Origin of the sequence: Brevibacillus sp. FSL L8-0520, assembly GCF_037963895.1 — a bacterium.
GTDB classification, from domain to species: domain Bacteria; phylum Bacillota; class Bacilli; order Brevibacillales; family Brevibacillaceae; genus Brevibacillus; species Brevibacillus borstelensis.
Genome location: NZ_CP150171.1, coordinates 1,075,823 through 1,100,579, shown reverse-complemented (window position 1 = coordinate 1,100,579; position 24,757 = coordinate 1,075,823). Strand labels below are relative to the sequence as shown.

Annotated in this window: 22 protein-coding genes and 2 pseudogenes; 10 read left to right on the top strand and 14 right to left on the bottom strand. The window is 48.2% G+C overall.

The window, feature by feature from the left end:
- Positions 1-231: 231 nt before the first annotated feature.
- Both NSQ24_RS05725 and NSQ24_RS05720 read right to left on the bottom strand, forming a co-directional pair.
- Positions 232-1,956, bottom strand: coding sequence for a DUF4179 domain-containing protein (locus NSQ24_RS05725; protein WP_339167415.1), 1,725 nt, complete (start codon positions 1,954-1,956; stop codon positions 232-234).
- On the bottom strand, positions 1,946-2,509 hold the full coding sequence (locus NSQ24_RS05720; protein WP_003391496.1) for a sigma-70 family RNA polymerase sigma factor: 564 nt from the start codon (positions 2,507-2,509) through the stop codon (positions 1,946-1,948). The genes NSQ24_RS05725 and NSQ24_RS05720 overlap by 11 nt, the downstream gene beginning before the upstream one ends.
- Before the next feature lie 256 nt (positions 2,510-2,765).
- Between NSQ24_RS05720 and rlmD the strand changes: the two genes are divergently transcribed.
- Together rlmD and NSQ24_RS05710 are read left to right on the top strand one after the other, a co-directional pair.
- Positions 2,766-4,253 (top strand): 23S rRNA (uracil(1939)-C(5))-methyltransferase RlmD, encoded by a 1,488-nt coding sequence (gene rlmD / locus NSQ24_RS05715; protein WP_339167414.1) that lies wholly within the window; start codon positions 2,766-2,768, stop codon positions 4,251-4,253.
- The gene (locus tag NSQ24_RS05710; RefSeq protein ID WP_243014766.1) at positions 4,253-4,636 is read left to right on the top strand and encodes a VOC family protein; all 384 of its coding nucleotides are present in this window, start codon (positions 4,253-4,255) and stop codon (positions 4,634-4,636) included. The genes rlmD and NSQ24_RS05710 overlap by 1 nt, the downstream gene beginning before the upstream one ends.
- 80 nt (positions 4,637-4,716) lie before the next feature.
- Here NSQ24_RS05710 and NSQ24_RS05705 read toward each other — a convergent pair whose 3' ends face one another.
- Positions 4,717-5,298: a type 1 glutamine amidotransferase family protein gene (locus tag NSQ24_RS05705; RefSeq protein WP_243014765.1), complete on the bottom strand. Its 582-nt coding sequence runs from the start codon at positions 5,296-5,298 to the stop codon at positions 4,717-4,719.
- Positions 5,299-5,727: 429 nt separating this feature from the next.
- Here NSQ24_RS05705 and NSQ24_RS05700 point away from each other — a divergent pair, with 429 nt between their 5' ends.
- Together NSQ24_RS05700 and NSQ24_RS05695 are read left to right on the top strand one after the other, a co-directional pair.
- Positions 5,728-6,432: an ABC transporter ATP-binding protein gene (locus NSQ24_RS05700; protein ID WP_279041770.1), complete on the top strand. Its 705-nt coding sequence runs from the start codon at positions 5,728-5,730 to the stop codon at positions 6,430-6,432.
- 3 nt (positions 6,433-6,435) lie between these two features.
- Positions 6,436-8,760 carry an ABC transporter permease gene (locus NSQ24_RS05695; RefSeq protein WP_243014763.1) on the top strand — a complete coding sequence of 775 codons (2,325 nt, stop codon included), beginning with the start codon at positions 6,436-6,438 and terminating at the stop codon, positions 8,758-8,760.
- 46 nt (positions 8,761-8,806) lie between these two features.
- Here NSQ24_RS05695 and NSQ24_RS05690 read toward each other — a convergent pair.
- From NSQ24_RS05690 to tnpA, 3 genes and pseudogenes are all read right to left on the bottom strand, one after another.
- Positions 8,807-9,055: pseudogene (locus NSQ24_RS05690) on the bottom strand (winged helix-turn-helix transcriptional regulator); the annotation flags it as partial.
- Between the two features lie 102 nt (positions 9,056-9,157).
- A complete protein-coding gene (tnpB, locus tag NSQ24_RS05685; protein ID WP_339167411.1) occupies positions 9,158-10,249 on the bottom strand; it encodes an IS200/IS605 family element RNA-guided endonuclease TnpB in 1,092 nt (363 codons plus the stop codon).
- 2 nt (positions 10,250-10,251) lie between these two features.
- Positions 10,252-10,654: pseudogene (gene tnpA / locus NSQ24_RS05680) on the bottom strand (IS200/IS605 family transposase).
- Between the two features lie 233 nt (positions 10,655-10,887).
- Here tnpA and NSQ24_RS05675 point away from each other — a divergent pair.
- The 4 genes from NSQ24_RS05675 (at position 10,888) to NSQ24_RS05660 (ending at position 13,277) form a co-directional block, all read left to right on the top strand.
- The gene (locus NSQ24_RS05675) at positions 10,888-11,535 is read left to right on the top strand and encodes an NAD(P)H-dependent oxidoreductase (protein WP_243015147.1); all 648 of its coding nucleotides are present in this window, start codon (positions 10,888-10,890) and stop codon (positions 11,533-11,535) included.
- A 328-nt stretch (positions 11,536-11,863) separates the two neighbouring features.
- On the top strand, positions 11,864-12,298 hold the full coding sequence (locus NSQ24_RS05670; protein WP_039071387.1) for a MarR family transcriptional regulator: 435 nt from the start codon (positions 11,864-11,866) through the stop codon (positions 12,296-12,298).
- Positions 12,299-12,301: 3 nt separating this feature from the next.
- A complete protein-coding gene (locus NSQ24_RS05665) occupies positions 12,302-12,940 on the top strand; it encodes a nitroreductase family protein (protein WP_003391476.1) in 639 nt (212 codons plus the stop codon).
- A 34-nt stretch (positions 12,941-12,974) separates the two neighbouring features.
- Positions 12,975-13,277, top strand: coding sequence for a putative quinol monooxygenase (locus NSQ24_RS05660; RefSeq protein ID WP_081924438.1), 303 nt, complete (start codon positions 12,975-12,977; stop codon positions 13,275-13,277).
- Here the strand turns inward: NSQ24_RS05660 and NSQ24_RS05655 are convergent.
- The 4 genes from NSQ24_RS05655 to NSQ24_RS05640 form a co-directional block, all read right to left on the bottom strand.
- Positions 13,201-13,953 carry a hypothetical protein gene (locus tag NSQ24_RS05655; protein ID WP_339167409.1) on the bottom strand — a complete coding sequence of 251 codons (753 nt, stop codon included), beginning with the start codon at positions 13,951-13,953 and terminating at the stop codon, positions 13,201-13,203. The genes NSQ24_RS05660 and NSQ24_RS05655 overlap by 77 nt on opposite strands.
- A gap of 32 nt (positions 13,954-13,985) precedes the next feature.
- On the bottom strand, positions 13,986-15,251 hold the full coding sequence (gene ltrA / locus NSQ24_RS05650; RefSeq protein ID WP_024985202.1) for a group II intron reverse transcriptase/maturase: 1,266 nt from the start codon (positions 15,249-15,251) through the stop codon (positions 13,986-13,988).
- An 854-nt stretch (positions 15,252-16,105) separates the two neighbouring features.
- Positions 16,106-16,483 carry a hypothetical protein gene (locus NSQ24_RS05645; RefSeq protein ID WP_003391469.1) on the bottom strand — a complete coding sequence of 126 codons (378 nt, stop codon included), beginning with the start codon at positions 16,481-16,483 and terminating at the stop codon, positions 16,106-16,108.
- 10 nt (positions 16,484-16,493) lie between these two features.
- Positions 16,494-18,818 (bottom strand): hypothetical protein, encoded by a 2,325-nt coding sequence (locus NSQ24_RS05640; RefSeq protein WP_339167406.1) that lies wholly within the window; start codon positions 18,816-18,818, stop codon positions 16,494-16,496.
- 323 nt (positions 18,819-19,141) lie between these two features.
- Between NSQ24_RS05640 and NSQ24_RS05635 the strand changes: the two genes are divergently transcribed.
- Complete coding sequence (locus NSQ24_RS05635; protein ID WP_339167405.1) at positions 19,142-19,951, top strand: methyltransferase domain-containing protein; 810 nt, start codon at positions 19,142-19,144, stop codon at positions 19,949-19,951.
- Positions 19,952-20,232: 281 nt separating this feature from the next.
- Here the strand turns inward: NSQ24_RS05635 and NSQ24_RS05630 are convergent, their stop codons facing one another.
- Entirely contained in the window at positions 20,233-20,598 is a 366-nt protein-coding gene (locus tag NSQ24_RS05630) for a helix-turn-helix domain-containing protein (RefSeq protein WP_003391188.1), read from the bottom strand.
- A gap of 142 nt (positions 20,599-20,740) precedes the next feature.
- Between NSQ24_RS05630 and NSQ24_RS05625 the strand changes: the two genes are divergently transcribed.
- Positions 20,741-21,289 carry a cysteine hydrolase family protein gene (locus tag NSQ24_RS05625; protein WP_339167403.1) on the top strand — a complete coding sequence of 183 codons (549 nt, stop codon included), beginning with the start codon at positions 20,741-20,743 and terminating at the stop codon, positions 21,287-21,289.
- 214 nt (positions 21,290-21,503) lie between these two features.
- Here NSQ24_RS05625 and NSQ24_RS05620 read toward each other — a convergent pair whose 3' ends face one another.
- From NSQ24_RS05620 to NSQ24_RS05610, 3 genes are all read right to left on the bottom strand, one after another.
- A complete protein-coding gene (locus NSQ24_RS05620) occupies positions 21,504-21,932 on the bottom strand; it encodes a VOC family protein (protein WP_003391183.1) in 429 nt (142 codons plus the stop codon).
- Between the two features lie 268 nt (positions 21,933-22,200).
- Positions 22,201-24,015 (bottom strand): oligoendopeptidase F, encoded by a 1,815-nt coding sequence (gene pepF, locus NSQ24_RS05615; RefSeq protein WP_122957803.1) that lies wholly within the window; start codon positions 24,013-24,015, stop codon positions 22,201-22,203.
- Positions 24,016-24,060: 45 nt separating this feature from the next.
- On the bottom strand, positions 24,061-24,468 hold the full coding sequence (locus NSQ24_RS05610; RefSeq protein WP_024985433.1) for an SRPBCC domain-containing protein: 408 nt from the start codon (positions 24,466-24,468) through the stop codon (positions 24,061-24,063).
- Between the last annotated feature and the right edge of the window lie 289 nt (positions 24,469-24,757).

The following is a 24,757-nucleotide window of genomic DNA, read 5'->3' as shown; positions in this document are numbered from 1 at the left end:
AGGCTCTTGAACGAGTATGCTTTCTGATGTTTTAACGTTAGGGGGGAGTAGGAGGATTACAGCAGGTGGAGGCAGTTCGCTTGCCGGTGCGGAAAGACAATAACAAAAAAAGAGGGACATCACGCCCTCTTTTTCGTCGAAATTTGATATTCACGCGGGAGGGGAGAAATTTTACAACTCCCCCCGCAATTTCGCTGCCCTATTCTTGCAAAAAGAGAGCGAAAGCTTGCCTTACTTGTCAAGCTGGATGGGTACTTCCCAGTTGACGTCGCGGTACTGGTGTTCCTGAATTCCGTAGCTGATCGTCAACTCCTTCGGCTGCTTTTCCAAGCCGTCTATGAACAGAGCGCTTTTAAACTGCACGCGTCCGTCTTTGCCGCGGATGTACTCACCGTCGCTGTGGTCCATGCTCACACTGTATACGTTGCCTGCCTCGTCTTTTGCTTTCCAATCGGTGATGTAGACGATGTCCTTTGGCAGGGTTGCCTCAAACTCGATGATCCCGCCTTTCCCCTCCGACTTGTACCCTCCGATCTTTTCCTCTGCTTCCGTTGTCTTCAGGTGGAATTTGCTAAAGGTAAAGGTGCTTCCGCTGTTTTCAACCGTCACCGGCTGCTTGTTCAATTCATCGAGGGCAATCTTGGCCTCGAAGGAAGCCGGTTCATTCAGATAGATCGAATGGAGCTTGAAGGTCAGCTTTTCATAGCCTGTAAACGGTGTAAATCCGTGCCACCACTCCATTGTTTGGCTATCGCCCTCTCCTCTTCCTGAACTTATGCTGTGTACGCTATTTTTTTCAATACCGTTCAAAGTCTTGAAAAACGTATCATCCCGACCGGCGATCCGATTTCCCTTTTCGTCGAGAATTTCATACGCCAGATTATAGCTAGTCAAAAAGTCTTGCATAATCTCTCCAGGGGTTAACCGCATTTCCTTCCTTGGCTCCTCTGGCGCATCATTCCAGCCTTTCTCCTCGATCAGCTTCCAATACTCCTTGTTTCTCTGCTCGTTCCAATGCGTCTCCAGGCTGAGCAGACTGGCGCTGGGCACGGTCATGATGTTGTCCAGCTTGATGACGACTCCCTGCGGGGATGTGTACTCCTGATTGATCTCTATCGTTTTTGCCACTTCTTTTGCCTTCTTCATATCAATAGGGATATCCAGCTTCCATGATCCTTCGGTGCCCCGGATTTTATTGAACGCAAATCCAACCGTAAGCTCGTCAGGTACCTTCTCTGCACTGTCGAATACGTCACGCAGGTTTTTGCTAATAAGCATGTAATCCCCGTATTTTCCCCATCTCCAGCCATCTCCCTCGGGATTCAGGTCTTTCCCGGCCTTGTCCGTAAGCGTAAATTCCCCACCGTATTCGCCTGCCTTAAAGTCAAGCTTCTTTCCATCTTTATCGACCATTTCAAAGATCAAAGCGATACGCGTCGGATCGGCGAGCACTTCCTTGACAGTTACAGTGATGCCTTTGTCTGTCACTTTCTTGCCTACTTCCTGTACGTAGCCTTCGGCCGCCGCATTTTTCATGCCGCCGTCCGCTTGATTTACGGTATTGAACAAACTGTTTACGTAATTGGCAAACGTCGGTGAAACCATCGTTCCGAATGTAACGGCAGCCGCAAGACCGGCTACGGTAATCGCTGTCTTCTTCATAATATCCATGCTCCTTTTCTTCCAATTGATTGGTTTATTCAAGGCAACCTGCATTCGTTCATCCTGCGCCTGAAAGGGAAATGGAAGATGCGCAAGCTTGTTTGCCACTTCCTCCGTGAACGCATCCGGCAACGGCGGGATGTCCCCCAAAACCCGGATCTCTCGCAGTTCTCCTCCGATCTTTTCCAACTCGCTTTGGCAATAGCTGCATTCTTCAACATGACGTTCTACCAGCAGGCTCTCCGAGTGAGGCAGGTCGTCGCTCAGATATGCCTTCAGTTGATTAGACTTCACGCACCTCAACAGGACCACCACCTTTCACGGGAATCATATACTGTCGCAATTTTTTATGTGCCCGAAAAATCCGCATCTGCACCGTCGTTACCGGAATGGACAGGACTTCTGCAATTTCCTTGTAGCTTAGCTGCTCTACATAACGAAGGAGCAAAATGACCCGATGATCGTCCTCCAGTGCCAGCAGTTTCTCGTGCAGCACTTCATGTTGCTCTTTGGCCAGCAAAATTCGTTCAGGTGTATTCTCATGAACCAGTTCGCTTTCTTCCGCTGTTGTCGCAGGCAGGCGCTTTCGCTTTCGCAGCTCATCCAGACAATGATTGGCGGCAATCCGAAACAGCCAGGCAGAAAAGCGGAAGTCCGGCCGATAATCGCCAATTTTGCAATACGCCTTGATAAATACCTCCTGCGTCAAGTCCTGAGCATCCTGCGAGTGGCCGATCATTCTGTACAGAAATGCGTAGATTTTCCCTTTATAGCGCTCGACAATCTCTGTGTACGCCTGTTTGTTTCCCCTTCGAAGCTGTTCGATCAGCTCCCATTCCTCCTGCATGTGGTATCCTCCCATCCAAAAAGGTGACTGCGCAGTTTTTAGCCTTTTTGTCTGTTCATCAGCTATAACGGATAAACCGGCATTATCTTTCTCCCTATTTCCATCATTTTTTTCTGCAATGGATCAAATAAGTACGAAACAGCTTCCTCCCTCCCGAGGAAAAAGCCATTCTTGCCCTGCCTGCTTGCCAAGCTTGGGTCAGAGGGCTGAGACAAGGTATAATAGAATCATCACAAAGTAAGGAGAGCTGCACCCCATGAAGTCACCTGGCAAGCATCAGAATAACACTCGTCCCAGAAATGATAAACAACCGGACGCAAAACTCGCGGTCGGCCAGCAGATGACCCTGACGATCAAAAGTCTGGGCATCAACGGAGAAGGCATCGGCTATTTCAAGCGAAAAATTGTGTTCGTAGAAAAGGCGCTGCCAGGTGAGGTAGTCCATGCAGAGGTAACCGAGGTAAAGGAAAAATACGCAGTCGCCAAGCTGCTGCGTGTCGTAGAAAAATCGCCGGCTCGCGTCGAACCGCCCTGTCCCGTGTATGAACAGTGCGGCGGATGCAGCCTCCAGCATATGGACTATCAGGCACAGCTCGCCTCCAAACAGGAGCTGGTCATCGAATCGCTGCGAAAGTACGCCCGTCTGGAAAATCCCCCGGTAGCCCCGACAATCGGTATGGACAACCCTTGGGGCTACCGCAACAAGGCACAGTTTCAGGTCGGCAGACAGGACGGAAAGCTGGTGGCCGGACTGTATCAGACCGGGTCTCATCAGCTTGTGGACCTGGAGACCTGCCAGGTGCAGCACGAAGCTACTACGATCATTGTTCGCACGGCAAAAAAGGTCATCGAGGAACTGGGAATCCCCGTCTACGATGAACGGAAGCGGACGGGCGTGATCCGGACGGTGGTGGCACGTGTGGCGTTTGCCACCGGTGAAACGCAGCTGACGCTTGTGACGGCCACACCTGACATTCCGCGAGTCAAGGAGCTCATCCTCGAGCTGCGGACGCGCCTGCCTGAGCTGGTCAGCATCGTGCAGAACGTCAATCCGAAAAAGACTTCGGTCATCTTTGGCGATACGACCCGCGAGCTGTGGGGGCGGCCGTCCATCGCCGAAAAGCTGGGCGAGCTTTCGTTTGACCTGTCGGCCCGGGCCTTTTTTCAGCTGAATCCGGAGCAGACCCGCAAGCTGTACGACGAAGTAAAAAAAGCCGCCGGACTGACCGGCAGCGAGCTTTTGCTGGATTTATACTGCGGGACGGGAACGATCTCGCTTTGGCTGGCCCCGTATGCACGTGAGGTTCAGGGTATTGAGCTGATCCCCGAGGCGGTGGAGGATGCCCGGACAAACGCCGAGCGCAACCGGGCCCAGAACGTACAGTTTCATGTAGGCCGCGCCGAGGTGCTGATGCCCAAGTGGGCCAAGCAAGGGATAAAGCCGGACGTCGTCGTGGTGGACCCGCCTCGAACGGGGCTGGACGACGCTTTGATCCGTTCGCTGCTGGAGGTACAGCCGAAGAAGCTTGTTTATGTATCCTGCAATCCGTCTACACTGGCGAAGGATATTGCCAAGCTGTTGGCCGAGTATGAGCTGGTGCAGGTGCAGCCGGTGGATATGTTTCCGCATACGGCGCATGTGGAGGCGGTATCTCTGTTGGTGAAAAAAGAAAATGGGAGATGGATCGGCGGGAAAATGCAGAGGGGGAACCAGCGTCAAAATATCAAAGGAGGCAAAATATGATGAAAATCATTGTCACCAGCATATTCGTAGACGACCAAGACAAGGCACTCGAGTTTTATACTGAAAAGCTGGGCTTTGTAAAAAAGCATGACGTTCCCGCAGGAGAATTTAGGTGGATAACGCTTGTTTCTCCCGATGTACAAGACGGTACCGAGCTTGTACTCGAACCGAACAACCACCCTGCCGCCAAAGAATACCAACAGAAAATATTTGCCGATGGCATACCAGCAACAATGTTTGGCGTTGCAGATATTCGAAAAGAGTACGAACGATTAATGGAAAAAGGTGTGAAGTTTACAATGAAACCGACAGAAATGGGCGAAGTCACAATAGCTGTTTTCGACGATACATGCGGCAACCTGATTCAGATCTTGCAGCAGTAACTTCATGACGAAGCAACCTGAATAAATAGGAAAGCACTTCAGGCGTGTACGCTCTCGTGCTTTCCTATCAGACGTAAATATTATGAGGGAAAGTATCCCTTTTTAAATATTTCGTACCATTCATTCAATTCATCGCCTTTTAATACACCCAATCTTTCTAAAATATGCCTTGAAAACTCCAATGCACCGCTTCCATTCGCAGTGATGAGATTCTCGTCACGGACAGACTGAGCATCTACATAATGTTGATCTCCTCTGTAATTCGGAGCTCCTTGCTTCAAATAGGGTAGCGTATTGCCTGTATGTCTATGATTATCCAAATATCCGTGGTTTCCCAAAAAAGTGGTCGCATCGCAGATCGCTGCGACAGGAATATCCTTGCTCACACAATAGTCAACCATTACTTTTGCTTGCTGATTCTTTGCTTCTCTCCATCCCGTTCCGCCAGGTATGATTAGCATCGCAATATCGAGATTCGGATTGAATTCTTCTACGCTGTAATCTGGAAGGACCGTTAACCCTCCCATCGAAACCTTGGGCTCCCGATCAATCGCGATTGTCTTTACACGATATCCTGTTTCTGGCTTGTTTAGCTCTGAACTGACGTAGCTTGCCTCCCAGTCGGCAAAGCCATCCGTTATAAAAATCAACACTTCCTTCAAAGTGATTCCCTCCTTGTAAAGTTCTGTACAAATTGATTGTAAACCAGCTTCACTGACAAGCATGGTCAGGAAAGATAAGTTTTCTCTGAGCCGATGTCATTCCTCTTTTCCAGGACTGGAGACGCTAGATTCTGCTGCGCCCTGCTATCCATAATTATAGGCGAGCTTGAACGCGATATTGGACGTCAAGCGGTTTTTGGCTTGTCTTCTGCCCCTTGACGGTTCAGCGCTGAAGCGGTAAAGCGAGATCAAACTCCTTCTGAAGACCGATGCCAAAATACATCGGACTTCGGATGCAACTTTTCCCACTTGGTGTATTGTGGAAGTTAATGGAAGAAAGTGTATCCCAGCTGATCGCAGAGGCAGCGCCCTAGTTGTCGTCATGTTGCGTCCAGGATTCAATAAACCCGATACGAGGAGATGTCATACGTGAAAAAGTTAATCCAATTCAAACAAGTAACGAAGGAATACAAAGTAGGAGAAGTGAACATCAAGGCGCTGGATGGTGTTGATTTTTCCATATCCGAGGGAGAATTCGTCGTTATTTTGGGTGCAAGCGGCGCAGGCAAAAGTACGATTTTGAATATTCTCGGCGGTATGGATACGGCTAGCTCAGGTCAAGTGTTTGTTGGCGATCAGGAAATCACAAGATTGGACGAAAAAAAGCTGACACAATATCGCGGCGAGAAGGTTGGCTTTGTCTTTCAATTCTATAACTTGATTCCGAATTTAAACGCGCTGGAAAATGTTGAATTTGCCACTGAAGTATGCAAAAACCATCTGGATCCGAAAGATATTTTGCATAAAGTCGGATTGTCGGATCGTATCCAAAACTTCCCTTCCCAGCTCTCTGGAGGAGAACAACAAAGAGTGGCTATCGCTAGAGCCGTGGCAAAAAATCCTTTGCTTTTACTCTGTGACGAACCAACCGGAGCTTTAGATTATGTGACAGGCAAGTCCGTCTTGAAGCTGCTTCAAGATTTGAACAGGGAAACGAAAAAATGCGTCGTTTTGGTCACACATAATTCGGCCATCGCGCCTATGGCCGATAAAATTATCAAGGTGAAAAGCGGAAGGATAGAAAGTGTTGTGATTAATGAAGAAAAACAAAGTGTAGAAGGGATTGAGTGGTGATTTATGAAATTATTTGTAAAATTATTCAGGGATATTAAACAATCTGCCGGGCAATTTTTGGCCTTTGTTTTGCTTATTGCCGTAGGAGCTTTTTTCTACGCGGGGCTGGCAACCTTGAGCGATAATCTTAGCGCATATACAAAGGTTTACTTTAAAGAGCATAATATCAGCGACTTATACGTATATTACCGTCACATTTCCAAACAGGAGGTGGCTGGTTTAAGCAAAGTCGAAGGCATCAATAAAATGGAAGGCCGCTATACATTTGAGGCCACGCAATCCTTTGAAGATTATAAAGCCTCATTAAAAATTCATTCGATCCCTGCAGATAATGAAATCAATACGCCTGCGATGATTGAGGGCAGCATCCCGTCCAGGAAGGGGGAAATTTTATTAGATTCTCATTATGCCAACGAACATCAGTATCGTGTCGGGGATGAAATCAGCATACGGACGAACGATAAAAACTTGAAGCTTACCATTAGCGGCTTGTGCGAGAATGTTGAATATGCAAAAAAGAACGAAATACAAGACCATAAATCATACGGAGTAGCTTATATTGCCGAAGCGACCATACCTGAAGTCGCAAATGGCTTTTTCTATAATGAAATCATGATTGATGCCAAGGATGGTTACGATATCAACAAAATAGGCGAATCCATTGAAAAAAAGTCCAAACAGCTGACTTACGTAAACCAAGTAAGCAAAGAACGGACCTTCAGTTATTCGCAGCTAAATGCCACGATACATAATAATTATTTGATGAGCAAGGTTATTCCTTTGGTTCTCTTTTTGATCGAAGCGATTATCTTGTTTCTAACCATGTCGAGAATGATCGATTCTCAAAGAAATCAAGTAGGCATTATGAAAGCTTTGGGAGTGAAAAACAGTAGCATCATGCTTCACTACATGGGATACCCTGTGCTGGTCGGTATTCTAGGCTCCATACTGGGCTGGGCCCTTGCTGCTTTTGTATTTGTTCCGTTCGCAGCTGCGTCGAATGCAAAGGCCTACTCTCTGCCCGGCATTCAGTTTTCGCTTTCTTTTTATTCTGTCATTCCTCCTCTGATGTTCTCCTGCGCTTTTGGGATGCTCTCTTGTTACATAAGCGGCAGAACCATATTGAAGGAACGTGCGGCTCATGCGATGCGTCCGAAACCGCCGAAAACGATGAAAAAAATACTCATAGAAAGAATACCGGGTATTTGGAGTCATATCCCTTACAGCTACAAGCTTATTTTGAGAAATATATTCCTGCATAAACAAAAAGCGCTGGCGAGCTCAGTGGGCGTTGTGGTAAGCACGGTTTTATTGATAACCGCTTTCGGTACGCAAGCGGCTTTGCAAAAAGTAGCAAATCAAATTGAAGATGTGTATACCTATGATGTCAGAGTAGATTATAAAACGGGAGTATCTGCGAATTCTTTGAAACTGCCCTCCGGCATAAAACACAGTTATTTTTTATCCACCCTTCCAGTTGAATTCAGAAAAGGCAATGAAACAGAAAAGGCTGCTTTAGTTGTGACTGAAAAAGAAAACAATCTGATTCATTTCTTTGACGAAAATGACAATCGGATATCTATAGAAGATAATGGCGTGCTGGTCCCCAAATCTTACGCCGACAAATATCATATTTCAGAAGGGGATCTCATCCAAATCACGTTTATTGCACCAGAGCTTGCAAATAAAACGGTAAACATGAAGGTCTTACAGATATCTACACAGTATTCGAATCCGTCGTTTTATATCACACCCGATTATGTAAAGAGTTTTGAGCTAGATTACAGCCCCACATCACTTTTGGTTGAAGCAAATAGCCCGACAGATCTTATCGCCATCCGCAACTTCTTTGAACAAGATCCTCAAGTAGATGCCATATCGGATAAGACGGATCTAAAGAAATCAGCTCAGTATATTTTGAAACAAAACAGTTTTATCTTTATCATGTTTATCATTTCTGCCGTCATACTCTCCTTTGGCGCCATCTATTCGATATCCTCCATAAACATTTATGAAAGGAATCGTGAGCTTGCAACGCTAAAGGTATTAGGCTATCCAAAAAAGAAAATAAACAGACTTATCTTCTTGGAAAATATCATCCTGACCACATTTGCGGTCATTGTTGCCTTGCCGATAAGCGGCTATGTGTATGCCATTATTGTGAAGGCATTGTCCAGCACCCACCAGCAAATCCCGGATAAAGTAAATATCTTTGTCATGTTGGTTTCGATAATCCTTGCCATCTCCCTTACCATTCTGTCTAACTTGCTGCTCAGGAAAAAAATTACAAAAATAAATATGATTGAATCGTTAAAAAGCATAGAGTAAAACTGCGGTATAGCCAAGCAGAGAAGCTTCGCTCCGGGCTGTATTGTCATTGTTCAGCCATTACAGCCCCCCGGTTTTGCTCCCCCCACTGCTTCATCTGGAGAATGATCGGCGTCAACGTTTGACCTAAGTCGGTTAAGGAATATTCCACCTTGGGAGGCACCTGCTGATGAACCTCCCGGTGAATGATGCCATCCTCTTCAAGCTCGCGAAGCTGCAGCGTAAGCATCCGCTGGGTGATATTCGGGCAGATGCGCCGAAACTCATTGAATCTTTTGGGCCCGTCAATCAAATGATTTGACACTCCCCATGCCTAAAGGCAGGGGATTCTTGGGTAGTCACTCCTAACGGAGTGAAATTCACCAAGCTATCCCTGTGTGTCCCACAGTTCAGTTAGCTATGCCAACAGTCGAAGTCCTTCTTGCTCAATATTGATGGCTGCGTTTTCGTCACGATCATGCTTCGTACCACATTTCGGGCAAGTCCATTCTCGCAAGTTCAGGTTTTTCACGTCTTTGTTGCGGTATCCGCAATTTGGAGTGGAGCAAAGTTGGCTGGAAGGGAATTGCTTCCCGACGATGGAGATCGTTCTACCATACCATTCCGCCTTATACTCCAGCATCGTGCGAAATATAGACCATGAAGCATCCGCAATGGATTTTGCCAGCTTGTGGTTTTTGACCATATTTTCCACCTGCAAGTCTTCCAAACAGATCACTTGGTTTTCGTTAATCAGCTTGGTTGACAGCTTATGTAGGAAGTCATTGCGGGTATTTGCAATCTTCTCATGCAAACGAGCTACTTTGATGCGTGCTTTGTTACGGTTTTTACCGCCTTTTTGTCTACGTGATTGAATTCGTTGCCACTTCGCCAGTTGTTTTTCATACTTACGATAGTACTTGGGATTTGCTACCTTCTCACCAGTAGACAGAATGGCGAAATCCTTGATACCAAGATCAACTCCTACAGTCTGTTCGATTTGCGGATGTGGTTGAATATCAGTCTCGCACAATACCGACACAAAATATTTTCCCGAAGGATTTCGTCTGATCGTAGCCGATCGGATACGTCCCTCGACTTCTCTTGATTTTGCAAACGCAACCCATCCAAGTTTAGGGAGTTTGATGCGATTTCCTTCCACTTTGATATTCATTTTGCATGTGTAGGATTGTTTCGGGTTCTTCTTGCTTTTGAATTTGGGATAGCCTTTTTTCTCTTTGAAAAACTTTTTGTAAGAAGAATCCAAATCTTTCAATGTGGATTGCAGGGCAGTCGAATCCACTTCCTTCAGCCATTCGATCTCTTTTTTTAGTTGTGTAAGCATGGCAGAGCATTCGTGGTAGTTGAGCGTTTTCTTTTCCTGTTTATAAACATTTTTCCGTTTTGCAAGGAAGTGATTGAATACAAAGCGAGTACAGCCAATTGTTTTATTGATGAGCATCACTTGTGCTTTGTTTGGGTATAGACGAAATTTGTACGCTCTGTGCATATTCAATCACTCCTTTCCTTTTGAGACGCAATGTATTTCGTAATCACATCCAGTTGAACAGTTCCAACGGTGGCAACAAAGTAGGAGTTTGTCCATAGCGAAGGGAGCCTGCTTTTGAGATGTTTGAATTCCGTTCGCAACACTCTGGATGTATAGGCCTTCAAATGTTTTACGACTCGGTGAATTCCGAATTGTGGGTCACACTTGATGAGTAAATGGACGTGGTCAGGCATGATTTCCATTTCAAGTACGTAGCTCCATCGCCTTTTCAAGAAACAGCTCTTTTAATCGAATGTCTACAGGCTCTATCAAAACCTTTTTACGATACTTTGGACAAAAGACAACGTGATATTTACAGTCAAATACGATATTGTGGTTGCTTTTCACTGATCTGCTCAAAACCATCACCTATGGTTAATGATACCACATCTCGTTAGATATATGGTACACATCTAACAACGATGTAAAAAAGAACTATTTTTTGCTTGTTCTTAGCATCCCCTAACGAGGATACAGAGCAAAGTTCCTTATATCCCCATAGCTAAAGCAAGGAGTTTTACGGCACGAATGATAATCGACTGTGAAAAGATGGATATCCAAACAGAAATGGAGTGGATGGTTGCATGAATTAAGAACAAATTTTGGAGGCATATCGCTTCCGGCACGCCTGCAAAGAGCTCGATCCCGGACGGAAAATTTCCGAGGAAGATTTCGCTTTTATACTGGAAACAGGACGCTTGTCCCCGAGCTCTTTCGGTTTTGAGCCCTGGAAATTCGTCGTACTGCAAAATCAAGACGTACGGGAAAGGCTGCTGCCGGTCACCTGGGGAGCACAGCGGTCACTTCCAACAGCGAGCCATTTTGTCATTATCCTTGGCCGGACGAAGGAGGATCTGCTGGCGGATTCACCATACATCCAGCATATCATGAAGGACGTGCAGCAGCTGCCTCCGGAAGTTGTTCAGCGCAAAGGGGAGATTTATCACAATTTCCTGGAGCATGACTTCCATCTCCTCGATAATGAAAGGGCTATGTTCGAGTGGGCCTCCAGACAGTGCTACATCGCTCTCGGCAATATGATGACAGCCGCCGCTCAGATCGGCATCGACTCCTGCCCGATTGAAGGCTTCGATAAGGATAAGGTCGAGCAGGTTCTGCGTGAAATCGGCGTCATGGAAGACGGCCATTTTGGAATCGCATGCATGGTGGCTTTCGGCTACCGTGTCCAGGAACCACGCGAAAAAACACGCAGGCCTATCGAAGAAGTTGCGCAATGGGTACGCTAAACAGGGAATTGCACAAAATAAAAACGACCTTGGTCTATCATGGTCGTTTTTATTTTGGATTTCCGTAATCTCCTGTGAGCTGTTCGGTGAAAATAATGCCATGGGAACAGATTTTCTTTGTAACAAATGCAACAGATCAGCCGAAGCAGCCACGCACTTTATTTTCTGTGACAGCAAGTAACCATCTTATACAACACCGATTTATCCAGATTAGGGAAAGCTGGCACGTTCTGCCGTTGACAAATATTTATGCCTGCACTATTATTTGATGCGTCAACTATTGACATGGTCAACGATTGGCTGCACGTGTTTACGGGGAGGTGTTTTGTTGACGGATTCAAAAGAAACTTCCATTATTGATAAACTTCAAAATCTCTACCTCCTGCTAAGCGCCCAATTTGGAAATTGCACAGGTGTCAGCCCGTCCCGGTTTCGGCTGCTTCAACAGCTCTACCATGCCGATGAATTCAGCCAGGCTGCTCTGCAAAAGGAATTGCAGATCGACAGTGCGGCAATTACCCGGCATCTGAAGCAACTGGAAGCCGACGGCATTGTCGCTCGCCGGATGAACCCGAGCGACAACCGGGTCACTTTGGTCCGCCTCACGGATCATGGGCGGAAAGAAATCGTCCTTTACCGAAAGGAAATGGAGCGTTTCCTGGCGCAAATGCTCCAGGATTTCAGCATGGAAGAACAGCAGCAGCTTTCCCGGATGCTTGCGCGCATGCAATCCAACATACGAAACTACACAGAAGGGGAATGACAGATGAACACTTCAGTACTCAATAACGATTTTCAAGAAATCGTCACCGGACGCCGTTCCATTAAAAGATACGATCCCACCGTCAAAATCAGCCGCGAAGAAATGACGGAAATTCTCAGGAAAGCCAACATGGCTCCTTCCTCTGTCAATTTGCAGCCTTGGCGTTTCCTGGTGATTGACAGCCCTGAAGGGAAGGCGAAGCTTGCTCCCCTCGCCCGGTTCAACCAGACCCAGGTAGAAACATCATCTGCCGTGATTGCCGTCTTTGGAGATCTCGACAGCTTTGCCTATGCCGAGGAGATTTACGGAAAAGCCGTGGAGCTTGGCTACATGCCGGCTGATGTCAAAGAAAGACTGATGGAATCCATCACCCAGTATTACGCCAACATGACTCCCGAGGTCAATCTGCAGACCGTCCTGATTGACTGCGGCCTGGTATCCATGCAGCTGATGCTGGTCGCCCGCGCCCACGGATATGACACGAACCCGATCGGCGGATACGAAAAAGACAAGATTGCCGAAGCTTTCGGGCTCGATCCGAAGCGCTACTTCCCCGTCATGCTGATCTCCATCGGGAAAGCGGCCGATAGCGGTCACCCGTCCTACCGTTTACCGGTGGACAAGGTCGCAACCTGGAAGTAACGAATAAACGACACGCTGAGAGGATGAACGCACCATGATCATCATTCACGCCACCATGCACGTAAATCCGGAGAAGACCGAGACATTTTTGCAGGAAATCCAGCCGCTGATCGAAGCCTCCCGAGCGGAAGCTGGAAACATCTCGTACAACCTTTATCAATCCGCGGAAAAAGAGAATACCTTCTTGATGGCCGAAGTCTGGAAGAGCCCTGACGCGGTCGCTTCCCACAATCAAAGCGATCACTTCAAAGCCTTCACAGCTAAAGCCCAGGAATTTCTCTCAGCCCCGTTGCAAGTCGACCTGTATCAGGGAGAGCCGTTACAGACTTCCCGCTAATCAGTTCAAAAGGTCCAGCCCGCTTGATGGCAAGCGAGTTGGACCTTTTTTCTAATTTGGCAAGCGAGTTGGACCTTTTTTCTAATTTACAAAGTGTTACAGTGCCTACGTTGGGGGATTTTTCTCCCTTCATCTCCATCCGCAAATCCACAGCTTTTGCCGCCGCAATCTCTTCATCCGTCAGGGTCGTCGGTACGCCATGTTGTCTCAGAAGATCGTAAGGGTCGCCCGTTCCCTCACCTCGCAGCACAGCCTTCAGACTATCCTCGACCTGCTCAGCACCACTCTTCACCACAGCCTGTACCGTTTCCTGCCCGGTAGAATACGCTTTGTTTAGTCCAATCGATCCGCCGGTCACCAGCAGCGCCCCGATGGCCGCAGCAATCACGGCTTTGCGGTAATTCACCTTTTCCCCGCGCGCCCGGTCATCCATCACGCTAACCGCAAAGCCTTCGCCAGCCCCCGCCGTTTTGCTCCGCAGGACCGTCGTTGCCAAGCTCCGCGAGATCGCACTGCCGATTTGCCGGAAGCCCTGGCTGATTTGCGTGCCTGCTTTTCGCGTGAACCCTGCGATTGCCCGGACGGGTGCCGTGTTTTTCACGGTCTGGACCGAGATAAAATAAGAAAAGTTAATATAAATCGAGTAGGAGGGGGCGACTAACCCCCGTCCTCTCACACCACCGTACGTACCGTTCGGTATACGGCGGTTCACCAAGCTTGACGAATTTGAGAATATCGTTGCACTAAGCTTTTCAGCCCTTGTTGTTGCCAGTAGGCAATGCCGAGGGCTTTGTGTATATGCGGAGATTTTGTGGTACGCCATGCACCCTTGCGGGTATTTGCAATTTCAATGGCTTTTACGTGAGATATGCCAAGAGAACGAAGTTCTCGATATCTGGTTCTCACGCGTTTCCACTGCATCCACAAACAAAGACGGAGCCTGCGCCTTGTCCATTCCTCAATGGATTGTAGAATGCCCTTCGCGTCTGCAAGGGCGAAATATCCAATCCAGCCCATGAGGTACTGATTTATTCTTTCAATCCGCTTCTCCATCGAGATGCTCCACACCGGATTCGTGATCGTGCGGATTTTCTCTTTTAGCTTGAGGAGGGATTTGGGGTGGATGCGAATCCTTGTCTGTTTTGCAAAGGTAAAACTAAAGCCCAAGAATTTTCGTTTCCATGGTCGGTCTATCGCGCTTTTCTCCTCATTTACTTTTAGCCTTAGTACCTTCTCCAAGTGGTTTTGAATACTCTTCTTTACTCGTTCCCCTGCCCGTTTTGTTTTCACGTAGATATTACAATCGTCTGCGTAGCGGCAGAAACGGTGGCCTCTCTTTTCGAGTTCCTTGTCCAAATCATCAAGTAGGATATTTGCCAAAAGTGGGCTTAACGGCCCACCTTGCGGTGTTCCTTCACTTGATGTTGTACAGACGCCATTTATCATGATCCCCGCATTCAAGTAGGAACGAATCAGTCTTAAAATTCTCTTGTCCTGAACTTTTCGAGCCACACGGCTCATTAGAATATCATGATTTACGCGATCAAAGAATTTCTCTAGATCGATGTCCACCACGAAACGATATCCTTCGGAGATATACGCTTGCGCTTTCCTTACTGCCATGTGAGCGCTACGTTTTGGACGGAACCCATAGCTAGATTCCGAGAAGGTGGGGTCGAAGATCGGCGTTAACACTTGGAGGATGGCCTGCTGAATAAAGCGGTCTACCACGGTGGGAATGCCTAATAACCTTACACCACCGTCAGGTTTCGGGATTTCGACTCTGCGAACAGGTGAAGGTCTATAGGTTCCCCTTTCCATCTTCTCGCGGATGGCTTGCCAGTGTTCACGTAGATAATCGCGTAGTTGTTCGGTTGAAACACCATCGACTCCACCGACACCTTTGTTTTCCTCCACTCGTTGGAGTGCCATCCGTAAGTTTTCCCGTGATAAGACTTTTTCCAGCAAATCCATAATGATGTTCCTTCCTTCGCACATGCGGACTCCGTGCTTGCTGTACGATACTCAGCCCTCTTTTGTACCCTCGGGGCTTCACCCCTGCTCTTCAAAAGTAGTTCCTTGACAGAATTCTGCTTCGACGTACCGTATCAAAAGACATGGATCGCATGCTGACTTGATGTTCGGCCCTTCCCCATTCAAGCGTCCTCTACTCGGGTACTATGGCCTCTGCTGACTTCTGCATGTTCAGCGTCTCCTTACGGAGACGGTTACCAACAGTTGAAGGCGTTTCATGCAGACCTCCCCAGGTAAGAACGATAACTTTCATCCCATGTACCTGCCCAAGTTTACTACTGTATCCCTTGGCTGTATGGGGCTTTGTCTTGTTTGGCAGACTCGCCCGGATACAACAGCCTCAAATTGGGTTCGTGTACCTCAGGTCGGGATTTTGCCGCCGGCTTCCTTCAGATTCGACCTCGCGGTCGACACCCTTGCCTTGAGCTAACGGTTGGTACAGCCAACCCCCGTTCGGGACTTTCACCCTATAGCTATCGCCCATGCTGGGCGCACCAAAACCAGGTCAATTATAGTGGTATCTGACCATAATCGACCTGGTTGATGTAACGATGTTAAGTTAAAAAGAGCGTGCCTTTTATTCCTAGTTGCACATTCAAAATTACACAAATTTCCTAAAGGTATAATAACAGAATGTTTTATTCGGTACAGCAAAGCACCAACTCATATTTTCAAGTACACATTTGTCTTTATTTATAGTTCATAAAAATTGATTTCTATTAGGTTTTCCTTCCTGATAAATTTTTCCCAACGAGCAAATATAAAGATAGTAAAATTGGAACTTAAGAATTTATTCAACTCATTCTTGGTGGATTATAACCCTCGAAGGCTATTTTTCGAGCTATGTTACGGGTTTCTTCATCAACTAAAAAACTATAGTAAAGACCATTTTTTTCAATAACGAAATATTTCCCAAACAACTTATCTTCTTGAACCAAAATTACAAGGTTTTTACACCATGGGTAATTTTCATTAAGGCTAAGAGGTTTGGAATACATACTTCTTCGATCCCATATATGCACTCTTTTATACTCCAATTTTAACCAATTAACAATATTAAGCAGGACACCTCTTAGCATATCACTGCCTATCTTCTCTTCTGCTGTTTCTAATAATGAGGATTTTTCACCATTTTTTAGGTAAAATAGCATACTCCGAACAAATTCATCCAATTTTTATCACCTACTCGTACGGATTATATGGTTTATTTTTATAATTAAGATATATGTGCATTAGCATGTCTTCAATTTTCTCAAACTCAACTTTCCCACCTGTTGCTTTCTGGAACTGACGTTCATAAAACCATGCACGTTTTTCCCATTGCCATTCTGTCTTCGTTCCTTCAAACCCATACATATTTCTGAAATCAAGAGCATGCGTTCCCTCATGTACTGTTTCACTTAACAAGCTACCCGAACTTTTCCGAAGATATATCTTATCACCTACTGCCAATGCCAATTCTTCCCCAAAATACCTGTCAAATAGCTCATCTCCAAGTATGCTAACTTTAATGTCTCCATTTTTAATAGCCTGAGCAATTTTAGTAGACTGAGTGGTGGTCCCCTCAAGCGCTTTAATGATATTATTCTTGTTTATATTGTCTCCCGTAGGAGCTTTCGCTCCAATCTTGGCAAGATCAACTTGCCGCTCGACCCGCAGCATCCCCTCCAAACTATCCTCGGCCTGCTCAGCACTGCTCTTCACCATAGCCTGCGCGGTTTCCTGCCCGGTAGAATACGCTTTGTTTAGTCCAATCGATCCGCCGGTCACCAGCAGCGCCCCGATGGCCGCGGCAATCGTCGCCTTGCGGTAATCTACCTTTTTCCCGCGCGCCCGGTCATCCATCACGCTGACGGCAAAGCCTTCGCCAGCCCCCGCCGTTTTGCTCCGCAGGACTGTCGTTGCCAAACTGCGGGAGATCGCACTGCCGATTTGCCGGAAGCTCTGGCTGATTTGCGTGCCTGCTTTTCGAGTGAACCCTGCGACAGCCCGGACAGGTGCCGTCTTTTTCACAGTCTGGACGATGGACTGCATTTTGCTGCCCGTCGTCTTCGCCACGGTACGCAAGCCGCTTCCCACGTTGCTTGCCAGCTTCCCGATGCCTTTCCCCGTATTTCGTCCGAGGCTGGCCACTGCCCGGTACACACTGCTGTTTTTCACAGCATTTCCTGCGCTGCTGACAGCACTTCTTACATTCTTCGCTACAGACGCTGCGCTCTGGGCCAGGCGCGTTTGCCCGATGCGTGCTGCAACAGCTCTCAGAGCGCCGCCTGCTTGCTTCGCTGTGCTTGCCAGAGCGCTGCGAAGAGCATTCCCCGCCTTGCCTGCCGCGCTCGTTGCCGACCGTACCGCATTTCCTGCTTGGGTCCCCAAGCGGGCTGCGGCACGGCCAACCGAGGTTTGCCGCACCCATCTGGCTGCCGCCCCTGCCGCTTGCGCTCCTTTGCCAACGGCGGTCCGGACAGCGCTGGTAGCCCGGCTCGTCAAAGCGGATGCTTTGCCAAGGGCATTTGCCACCGGTTTGAGGCGAGCGACTGCCGTAGCCGCCTTTCCAATTAAAGCGCCAGCACCAAAGCCCGCTGCCGACAGTACGCCGCCAAGCGCCATTTCCCGCAGCAGCTCATCGCCGCGCATGCCAAAGGCGTACCCGATCACACCGGATATCCCTTCGCCGACCAGGATCGAGACGCCAAACGGCAGCAGCGGCGGAAAGAACACGCCGCCCACGGTGAGGGCGACACCTGCTGTCGTGACCAACACGACCTCCCAGTGGTCCGCAACCCATTTTCCTGCATCGACGACCGCGTCTACGACGGTAGTTACGACGTCCTTCACAGTATCTACGACGGTGTCAATAGCGTCCCTCACTGTTTCCTTTACGCTGTCCACGGTGGACTCCCAAAGCTCCAAGCCTTTGTCGAGCGCTTCGGAGGCTCCGCCGATCAGCCAATCCCAAAAGCCTGGCTTGCCCTCTTTTGCTTTCAACTCATTGCCTTTCCCATCGGAGTCGCCGCTTTTTGGGTCATGATCGCTGGCTGTGGGGTCAAAAGGAGTGCGGGTGTTTTCATGGGTCGGAGTACCGTGCTCTGGGTCTCCCCCTTTCCCCAGGTTGTCTCCGTCTCCACCTAGGTCGTCTCCGCCTTTGCCTAGGTCGTCTCCGCCTTTGCCTAGGTCGTCTCCGCCTCGGCCTAGATCGTCTCCACCCTTGCCCAGGTCGTCTCCACCCTTGCCTAGGTTGTTTCCGCCTTTGCCCAAGTTGTCCCCATCCCCGTGCAAATGGCCCGGTATCCGCCCGTCCCACATACTTTCCGCATATGTCGCGTACATGATCCTGAATCTCATCAGTTCGTCGGGAGGTGCCCCAGCTCTTGCTGTTCCGCCCGAAATCGCATCATTTCGCTCATCTGCTCGCAGCATGTTTGGCTTTGGCTTGTCTGCTGCATACGTGGCCAGCGGCAGGCAAAGAATCATTGCCAGAATCAATAACAAATAGTGCTTCCGAATCACCAGTGCCCCTCCTTTTCCCTGCCGGACATACCTCTTCCGCAATCGTCTCTTTTTCATATGGTAGTATTTGGATGGAGAGGCTACATCCAGCAAAAGTACGAAAAACTTGTAGGCACTATGGATTAGGGGGGACAACGGCTCCCTGCAAATTATCATATGTTTCCGCTCAACCCTCCTTGGTCATCTCCAGACAGCAAAAACGATAGTTCTCTCGCAAACCTATAGTTAATACCTATCGAATTAATAAAAGTTTAATATTTTATCTATACCACTCGCAGGGGTAGAATAAGTGGAAAAATCTGATTGGTCACGGAGGACTCCACATGGACACAAATACTGCTCGAAATCGTGCGGAATTGTCGGGAAAGCTGACCAATGTTTTAGATTCGCGGTCATTGGCAACATCCCACAGAAGGCTTGCACAAATCCTGACGGAAGGAATGACCGTTCTTGATGTTGGCTGCGGTACTGGAGCCATTACACGCGGAATCGCCGAAGCGGTAGGTCCGAGTGGACGTGTTGTCGGAATCGACAGCAATCCGGCCCTCATCGAAAAAGCCCGGAAAGCTCATGGCGATACCCCGGGGTTGACTTTTGAAACAGGTGACATTTACACGCTTGCCTGTGAGCAGGAATTTGATATTGTTGCCTCGGCTCGCGTTTTGATCTGGCTGTCTGATCCGCTAGAGGCTTTGAAATCAATGGTATCGGCTGCAAAAATAGGTGGAAGGATTGTGGCTGCCGATTATAATCATGAAAAAATACAATGGGAGCCGCAGCCGCCCGCGAGTATGCTCGCCTTTTACTCGGCATATTTGAAATGGCGTTCCGATGCAGGAATGGACAACGGAATTGCCGACCGCCTTTCAGATTTGTTCCAAGCAAGCGGCCTCAAAGAAATCACGATAACGCCCCAGCATGAAGTCATGAAGCGATCGGACCCGGATTTCCAAAATAGAATTGGCATTTGGGCGGATACCGCTTCAAGCAGAGGCGTCCAGATGGAAAGAGACGGATATATAACGGAAAAGGAATATGTAGCAGCGGAAAGCGAATACCGGGAATGGATAATCCGGGATGCCCAAGCTTTAACGATGTATATGTTGGCTGTTGAGGGAGTAAGGGATAAATAAGCTTCCGCGTTGAAGAAGGATTTTGATGCTGCCTTTCGAGATGTGGCTAAACACGTCGCAGAAGGTTCCCTCTGTGGCGTTGTTTTGTGGTAAAGATCGTTCATGAAACGAAGCCAGTCTCAAACTTTTTTCGTGTTTGGACTGGCTTTTTGTTTGGAAGGATGGAGCAGTCGACGGTGGATTGTCCACTAACCATCATGTTTGAGACTCACTTGAATGATTGCGCAAACGGGCAAATTCATTTAGCAAGACATCCATTCAAATTGAACAAAGTTCATGTTTCAAATCTTATAACTGATGCCTTTGCGATCAAGAAGTTCGGTTTGCCCCCGTTCCACCATGTATTCAATGCCGATCTCCTGCATGATCAGTACCGCGTCCAACAGCTTTCTCCCGCGTTCAGTAAGAAAGTACTCTACATGCAACGGATACCCTTCCGTTTTGATTTTATCGACGATCCCACAAGATTTGAGTTCTCTTAAATGCTGTAACAACATCTTTTGGGTTATCTGGTCGATTTCTCGCTCCAGTTGAGCCAAAGACATATTCCCGTCTTTCAATTGATAGATGATCATTGTTTTCCATTTCCCTTTTATAATGTCGTGAACAATTTCCAAAGGGCAGGTGCATACCTCTCGAATGATCATGGAACTCACCTCTGTGTAATCATATCAGACGCAAAAGATCCTTTCCCATACCCACAAAAAAGTGGGTAATTCATCATTTCATTTACTGAAATTACAATGCTGTTTAGAAACAACTTTAACCTGCGGAAGGGAGCCATGTACCATGAATACAGCGTTGGTATTGGTAGACATTCAAAATGATTATTTCAAAGGAGGGAGAAATGAATTATTCCAACCCGATAAAGCGGTAACTCACGCAGAAGAAGCATTGTCGCTGTTCCGCGAAAAGAATCTGCCTATTGTCCATATTCAGTGCATTCTTCTGGAGAAAGAGGCTGCCTTTTTTCTGCCCGATACCGACGGGATAACCATTCATGAACGCGTAAAGCCCCAATCTGACGAAAAAGTGATTGTGAAACATACGCCAGACAGCTTTTTTCAAACTGAATTGCAAAAACATCTTGAGTCGATGAAAGTAACGCGGTTAGTCGTTTGTGGCATGATGAGCCACATATGTATTGACTCGACTGTGAGAACCGCGCATCGTTTGGGCTATGAAGTGATATTGCTCAGTGAAGCGTGTGCCACCAAGGATTTGGTATGGAACGATACAGTGATTCCTGCAAAAACCGTTCATGATACTTTTATGGCATCATTGCAGGATACCTTTGCCCGGGTAATTGACACTAGCAGCCTTTATGACATGGTTTAAGTTTTTCCATTATAATCGTTCTGCCGCAAATTTGGCAGTCGGCATTCTGACAGCTTTCTTCCTTCTCACTCCGAAAAAAAAGAAAATGGCAAAGCACAGCTGACAAAGCCCGCTCGGAACATACACAAAGAACGGCCAACTGTAAAAAGCTGCGAAGCTGGCCGTTCTTTTTTATGGATTCCCTATGCGCTTTTTTCAATTAACCTGCACAGTGTTAACTGTGGTGACTTTCCGCGTATACCTGGAAGACCACGCCGAACTTGTCCGTGACGATCCCGTAGGCTGGACTGAAATGCGTTTCTTGCAGAGGCATGTTGACTTGACCGCCCTGCTGCAAGGCTTCATACAGTTGCTTTGCTTCCTCCGGGCTGTTCGTTGTAATGCAGATCGTCACTTGATTTCCAACGTTGTGCGGCTGACCCGGGAACGTATCGGAGAACATCAACTCGGATTCGCCAACTTTGATTGTTGCGTGCGCTACCCGGTCCTTTGCCTCTGCCGGCATCGGGAACTCCGGATTTTCCGGCATTTCACCGAAGGTCTGGCTGAAAAGCAACTGCGCTCCCAAAGCAGTTTGATAGAATTGAATCGCTTCCTTTGCATTTCCGTCCATCATCAAATAGGGGATCAGTCGTTTTGCCATCATCAAACAACTCCTCGTTATCCGAATTTTCCTTCTTTTATCTACTACTATATCCGAAGCTCCTTCATTTTAAACGCTCTTATCTTCTTACGTAGCAAAAAGATATTTACAGTCCGATAGTCGCTCGGCCGTATAGTGCAGGCAACTGGAAGGTTTAGGGAAAAACATCTTTGCTAGTCTATCTGTTCGAACGTTCGACGAAACCCCCCCGACTTTCCTGCCTTAAAAAACAGGGGGACGAGCCCCCTGCGTCCATGCCTGTTAGCCACTATTCAAAGGAACGTTCCAGCTCGTCGATAAGCGATCCGATGTAAGCGACAGCTTTACGGATCGGCTCCGGGTTCGACATGTCCACACCGGCATGCCGCAACAGTTCCAGCGGCTTCATCGTTCCGCCTGCACGCAGGACGTCCAGCCATCTTTCCACGGCCGGCTGGCCTTCTTCCCGGATCATCTGGGCGACAGTCGTAGACGCTGTCAATCCGGCAGAGTACGTGTACGGATAAAGGCCCTTGTAGTAATGCGGCTGGCGCATCCAGGTCAAGCGGGCGCCTTCGTCCAAGTCGACAGCATCCCCCCAGAAATCGGAGAGAACCGATCCTTTTATTTCGGAAAGCGAAGCCGCCGTAAGTGCTCCACCCTTTTCTGCCAGGCGGTAGACGCGACGCTGATACTCCCCTTCGAGGGCGTGGGTAACAAAGTTGTGGTAGTACGTCGCGAGCAGTTGGAGCACAATCCAGCGGCGCATTTGGCTTTCATTCGTACCTGCCAGCATATGCTGTCCCAAGAGAAGCTCATTCAGTGTAGACGGCGCTTCGATAAAATAGAGCGACGGCCGGGTATTCATGATTCTTTGGCTCTTGTTCGCCAAGAAGAAATGACCCGCATGCCCCAGCTCATGCGCCAGCGTGAACGTATTGCGCATCGTGTTTTGCCAGGTTATGAGGATGTATGGATGGGCTCCGTACGGGCTCGAACAGAAGGCCCCCGTCGATTTGCCGATGTTATCAGAGCGGTCCACCCATCGCTCCGTCAATCCCCGTTCCATGATCTGAAGGTACTCCGGCCCCATTACCTGCAAAGCATCCAGGATCATTTTGCTCGCTTCCTCGTAGGAGACCGAGGGATGATAATGCGGGTCCAGCGGCGCTTTCAAGTCGCAGAAGCGCACGGTCTCGAGGCCGAGCACTCTTTTCTTGAGTCGGGCGTATCGGCGCATATGTGGAGCAAGCTCGCTGACAATGATATCGAGCTGATTGTTGTACATCTCCAGCGAAACCTTTTGCGGCTCCAGCAGCATTTCCGTGACCGATTCGTACCCTCTGAGACGGGAGAGGGCCACTTGTTTTTTCACTTCCGTCGCGTAGACGGCGGCAAATGTATTTTTGTACTGCTGCAGCGTATGGACAAAGGAGTCGTACGCTTTTTTGCGCAGCTCGGCGTCGGGCGAGAATTCATAACGGGTTTCAAACAAGGCAAACGAAACGGGCAATTCATTCCCTTTCTCGTCTTCTACCGGGGAAAACTGCATATCCGTCAGTTTGCTCATGCTGAAGATGTGATACGGCGCTTCCAGAACTTCTCCGAGTGCAGCGAGGGCTTCTTCCGTTTCCGGGGAAAGCCTGTGCCTTTTCTGCTCCAGAAGCTCATGCAGGCTTCGGCGGAAAGGCTCAAGCCCTGCTTCTTGCTGGATGTAGGCTTCCACTGTTCCATCCGGCAGCCGAAGGATTTCGGAATCGATAAAAGACAAGGCGGCGCTTACCTTTGTCCGAACTGCGGAAAGCTTGGACGAGTTCGCCTGATTGACAGGGTCTGTTCCATCCGCTGATTGCCGCAGGCTGGCAAAAGTCCAGGCCTTGATCAGCTTCATCGAAATCTGTTCCTGGGCTTGCAAGCATGCGAGCAAGACACTTGCCCCTTCTTTCAGCTTCCCTTTGTACGCTGCCATTTCCGCTGCGGCTTTTTCGATTTCTGCCAGCTCAGCCTCCCAGGCTTCGTCAGACGCGAATAAATCCCGGAGATCCCAAGTCAATTCGACAGGCACTTCGGAGCGGGTCGGACGCGTTTCTACCGTTTTTTCCATGTGAAATGTCTCCTTCCGTCAATTTAAACTGCCCATGCAAAAGCGTTAGATATTTTCCCTGATCCTGTCCAAAACAGCCTCCCAATGTTCTTTCATCGCTTCTCTGACCTTCTCGTCAGCGAGGTGCTCCTGATGAAAGCTGATTGTCGTCTTGTTTGCCTCCTTCGCTATTAGGCGAACCTGAACAGTAGAAGGCCGCTGCCACCCTTCTTTCTGCCAAGTAAGGCGGAGCTGCTGGAGCGGTTTGACAATCCGGAATTCACCTGTCCCTTCGTCAGAATAATATTTCTGCCCCGGCTGCAGCATGACACTGATGCCCGCTCCCAGCCAAGATTCCAGCCCTTCTGCCGAGGTGAGAAGCTCCCACGCTTTCTCCTGCGAGACGGGTAGCGTTCTCCTTACGCCAATTTGGAACCCCACCGATTTTGTCTTCCCGACGATTTTCTGGTTCATTTCGCCTTCTCCCGTCTTTTTTCGAATTTTCCCCCAATCATCTCCTCTTTCATTTCCATACAAGGCGTATCCTATCCTGTTTTCTTCCTGCATTTCGCACGATCATTTTCGATTGAACCTATGTTTGGGAGAAAAAGTGGGGTGGCTTACAAAAATGTAAGATTAACGCGGTGTTTTGTAAGAAAGTTCGATTTCACAAGCAAAGCTCCATCTGTAAATTATTAGGTAGGAAAACTGCTGAGCACGCGTTTTCCTAAAAGTTGCGTATTAAGCATGAGTTTAGGAGGAA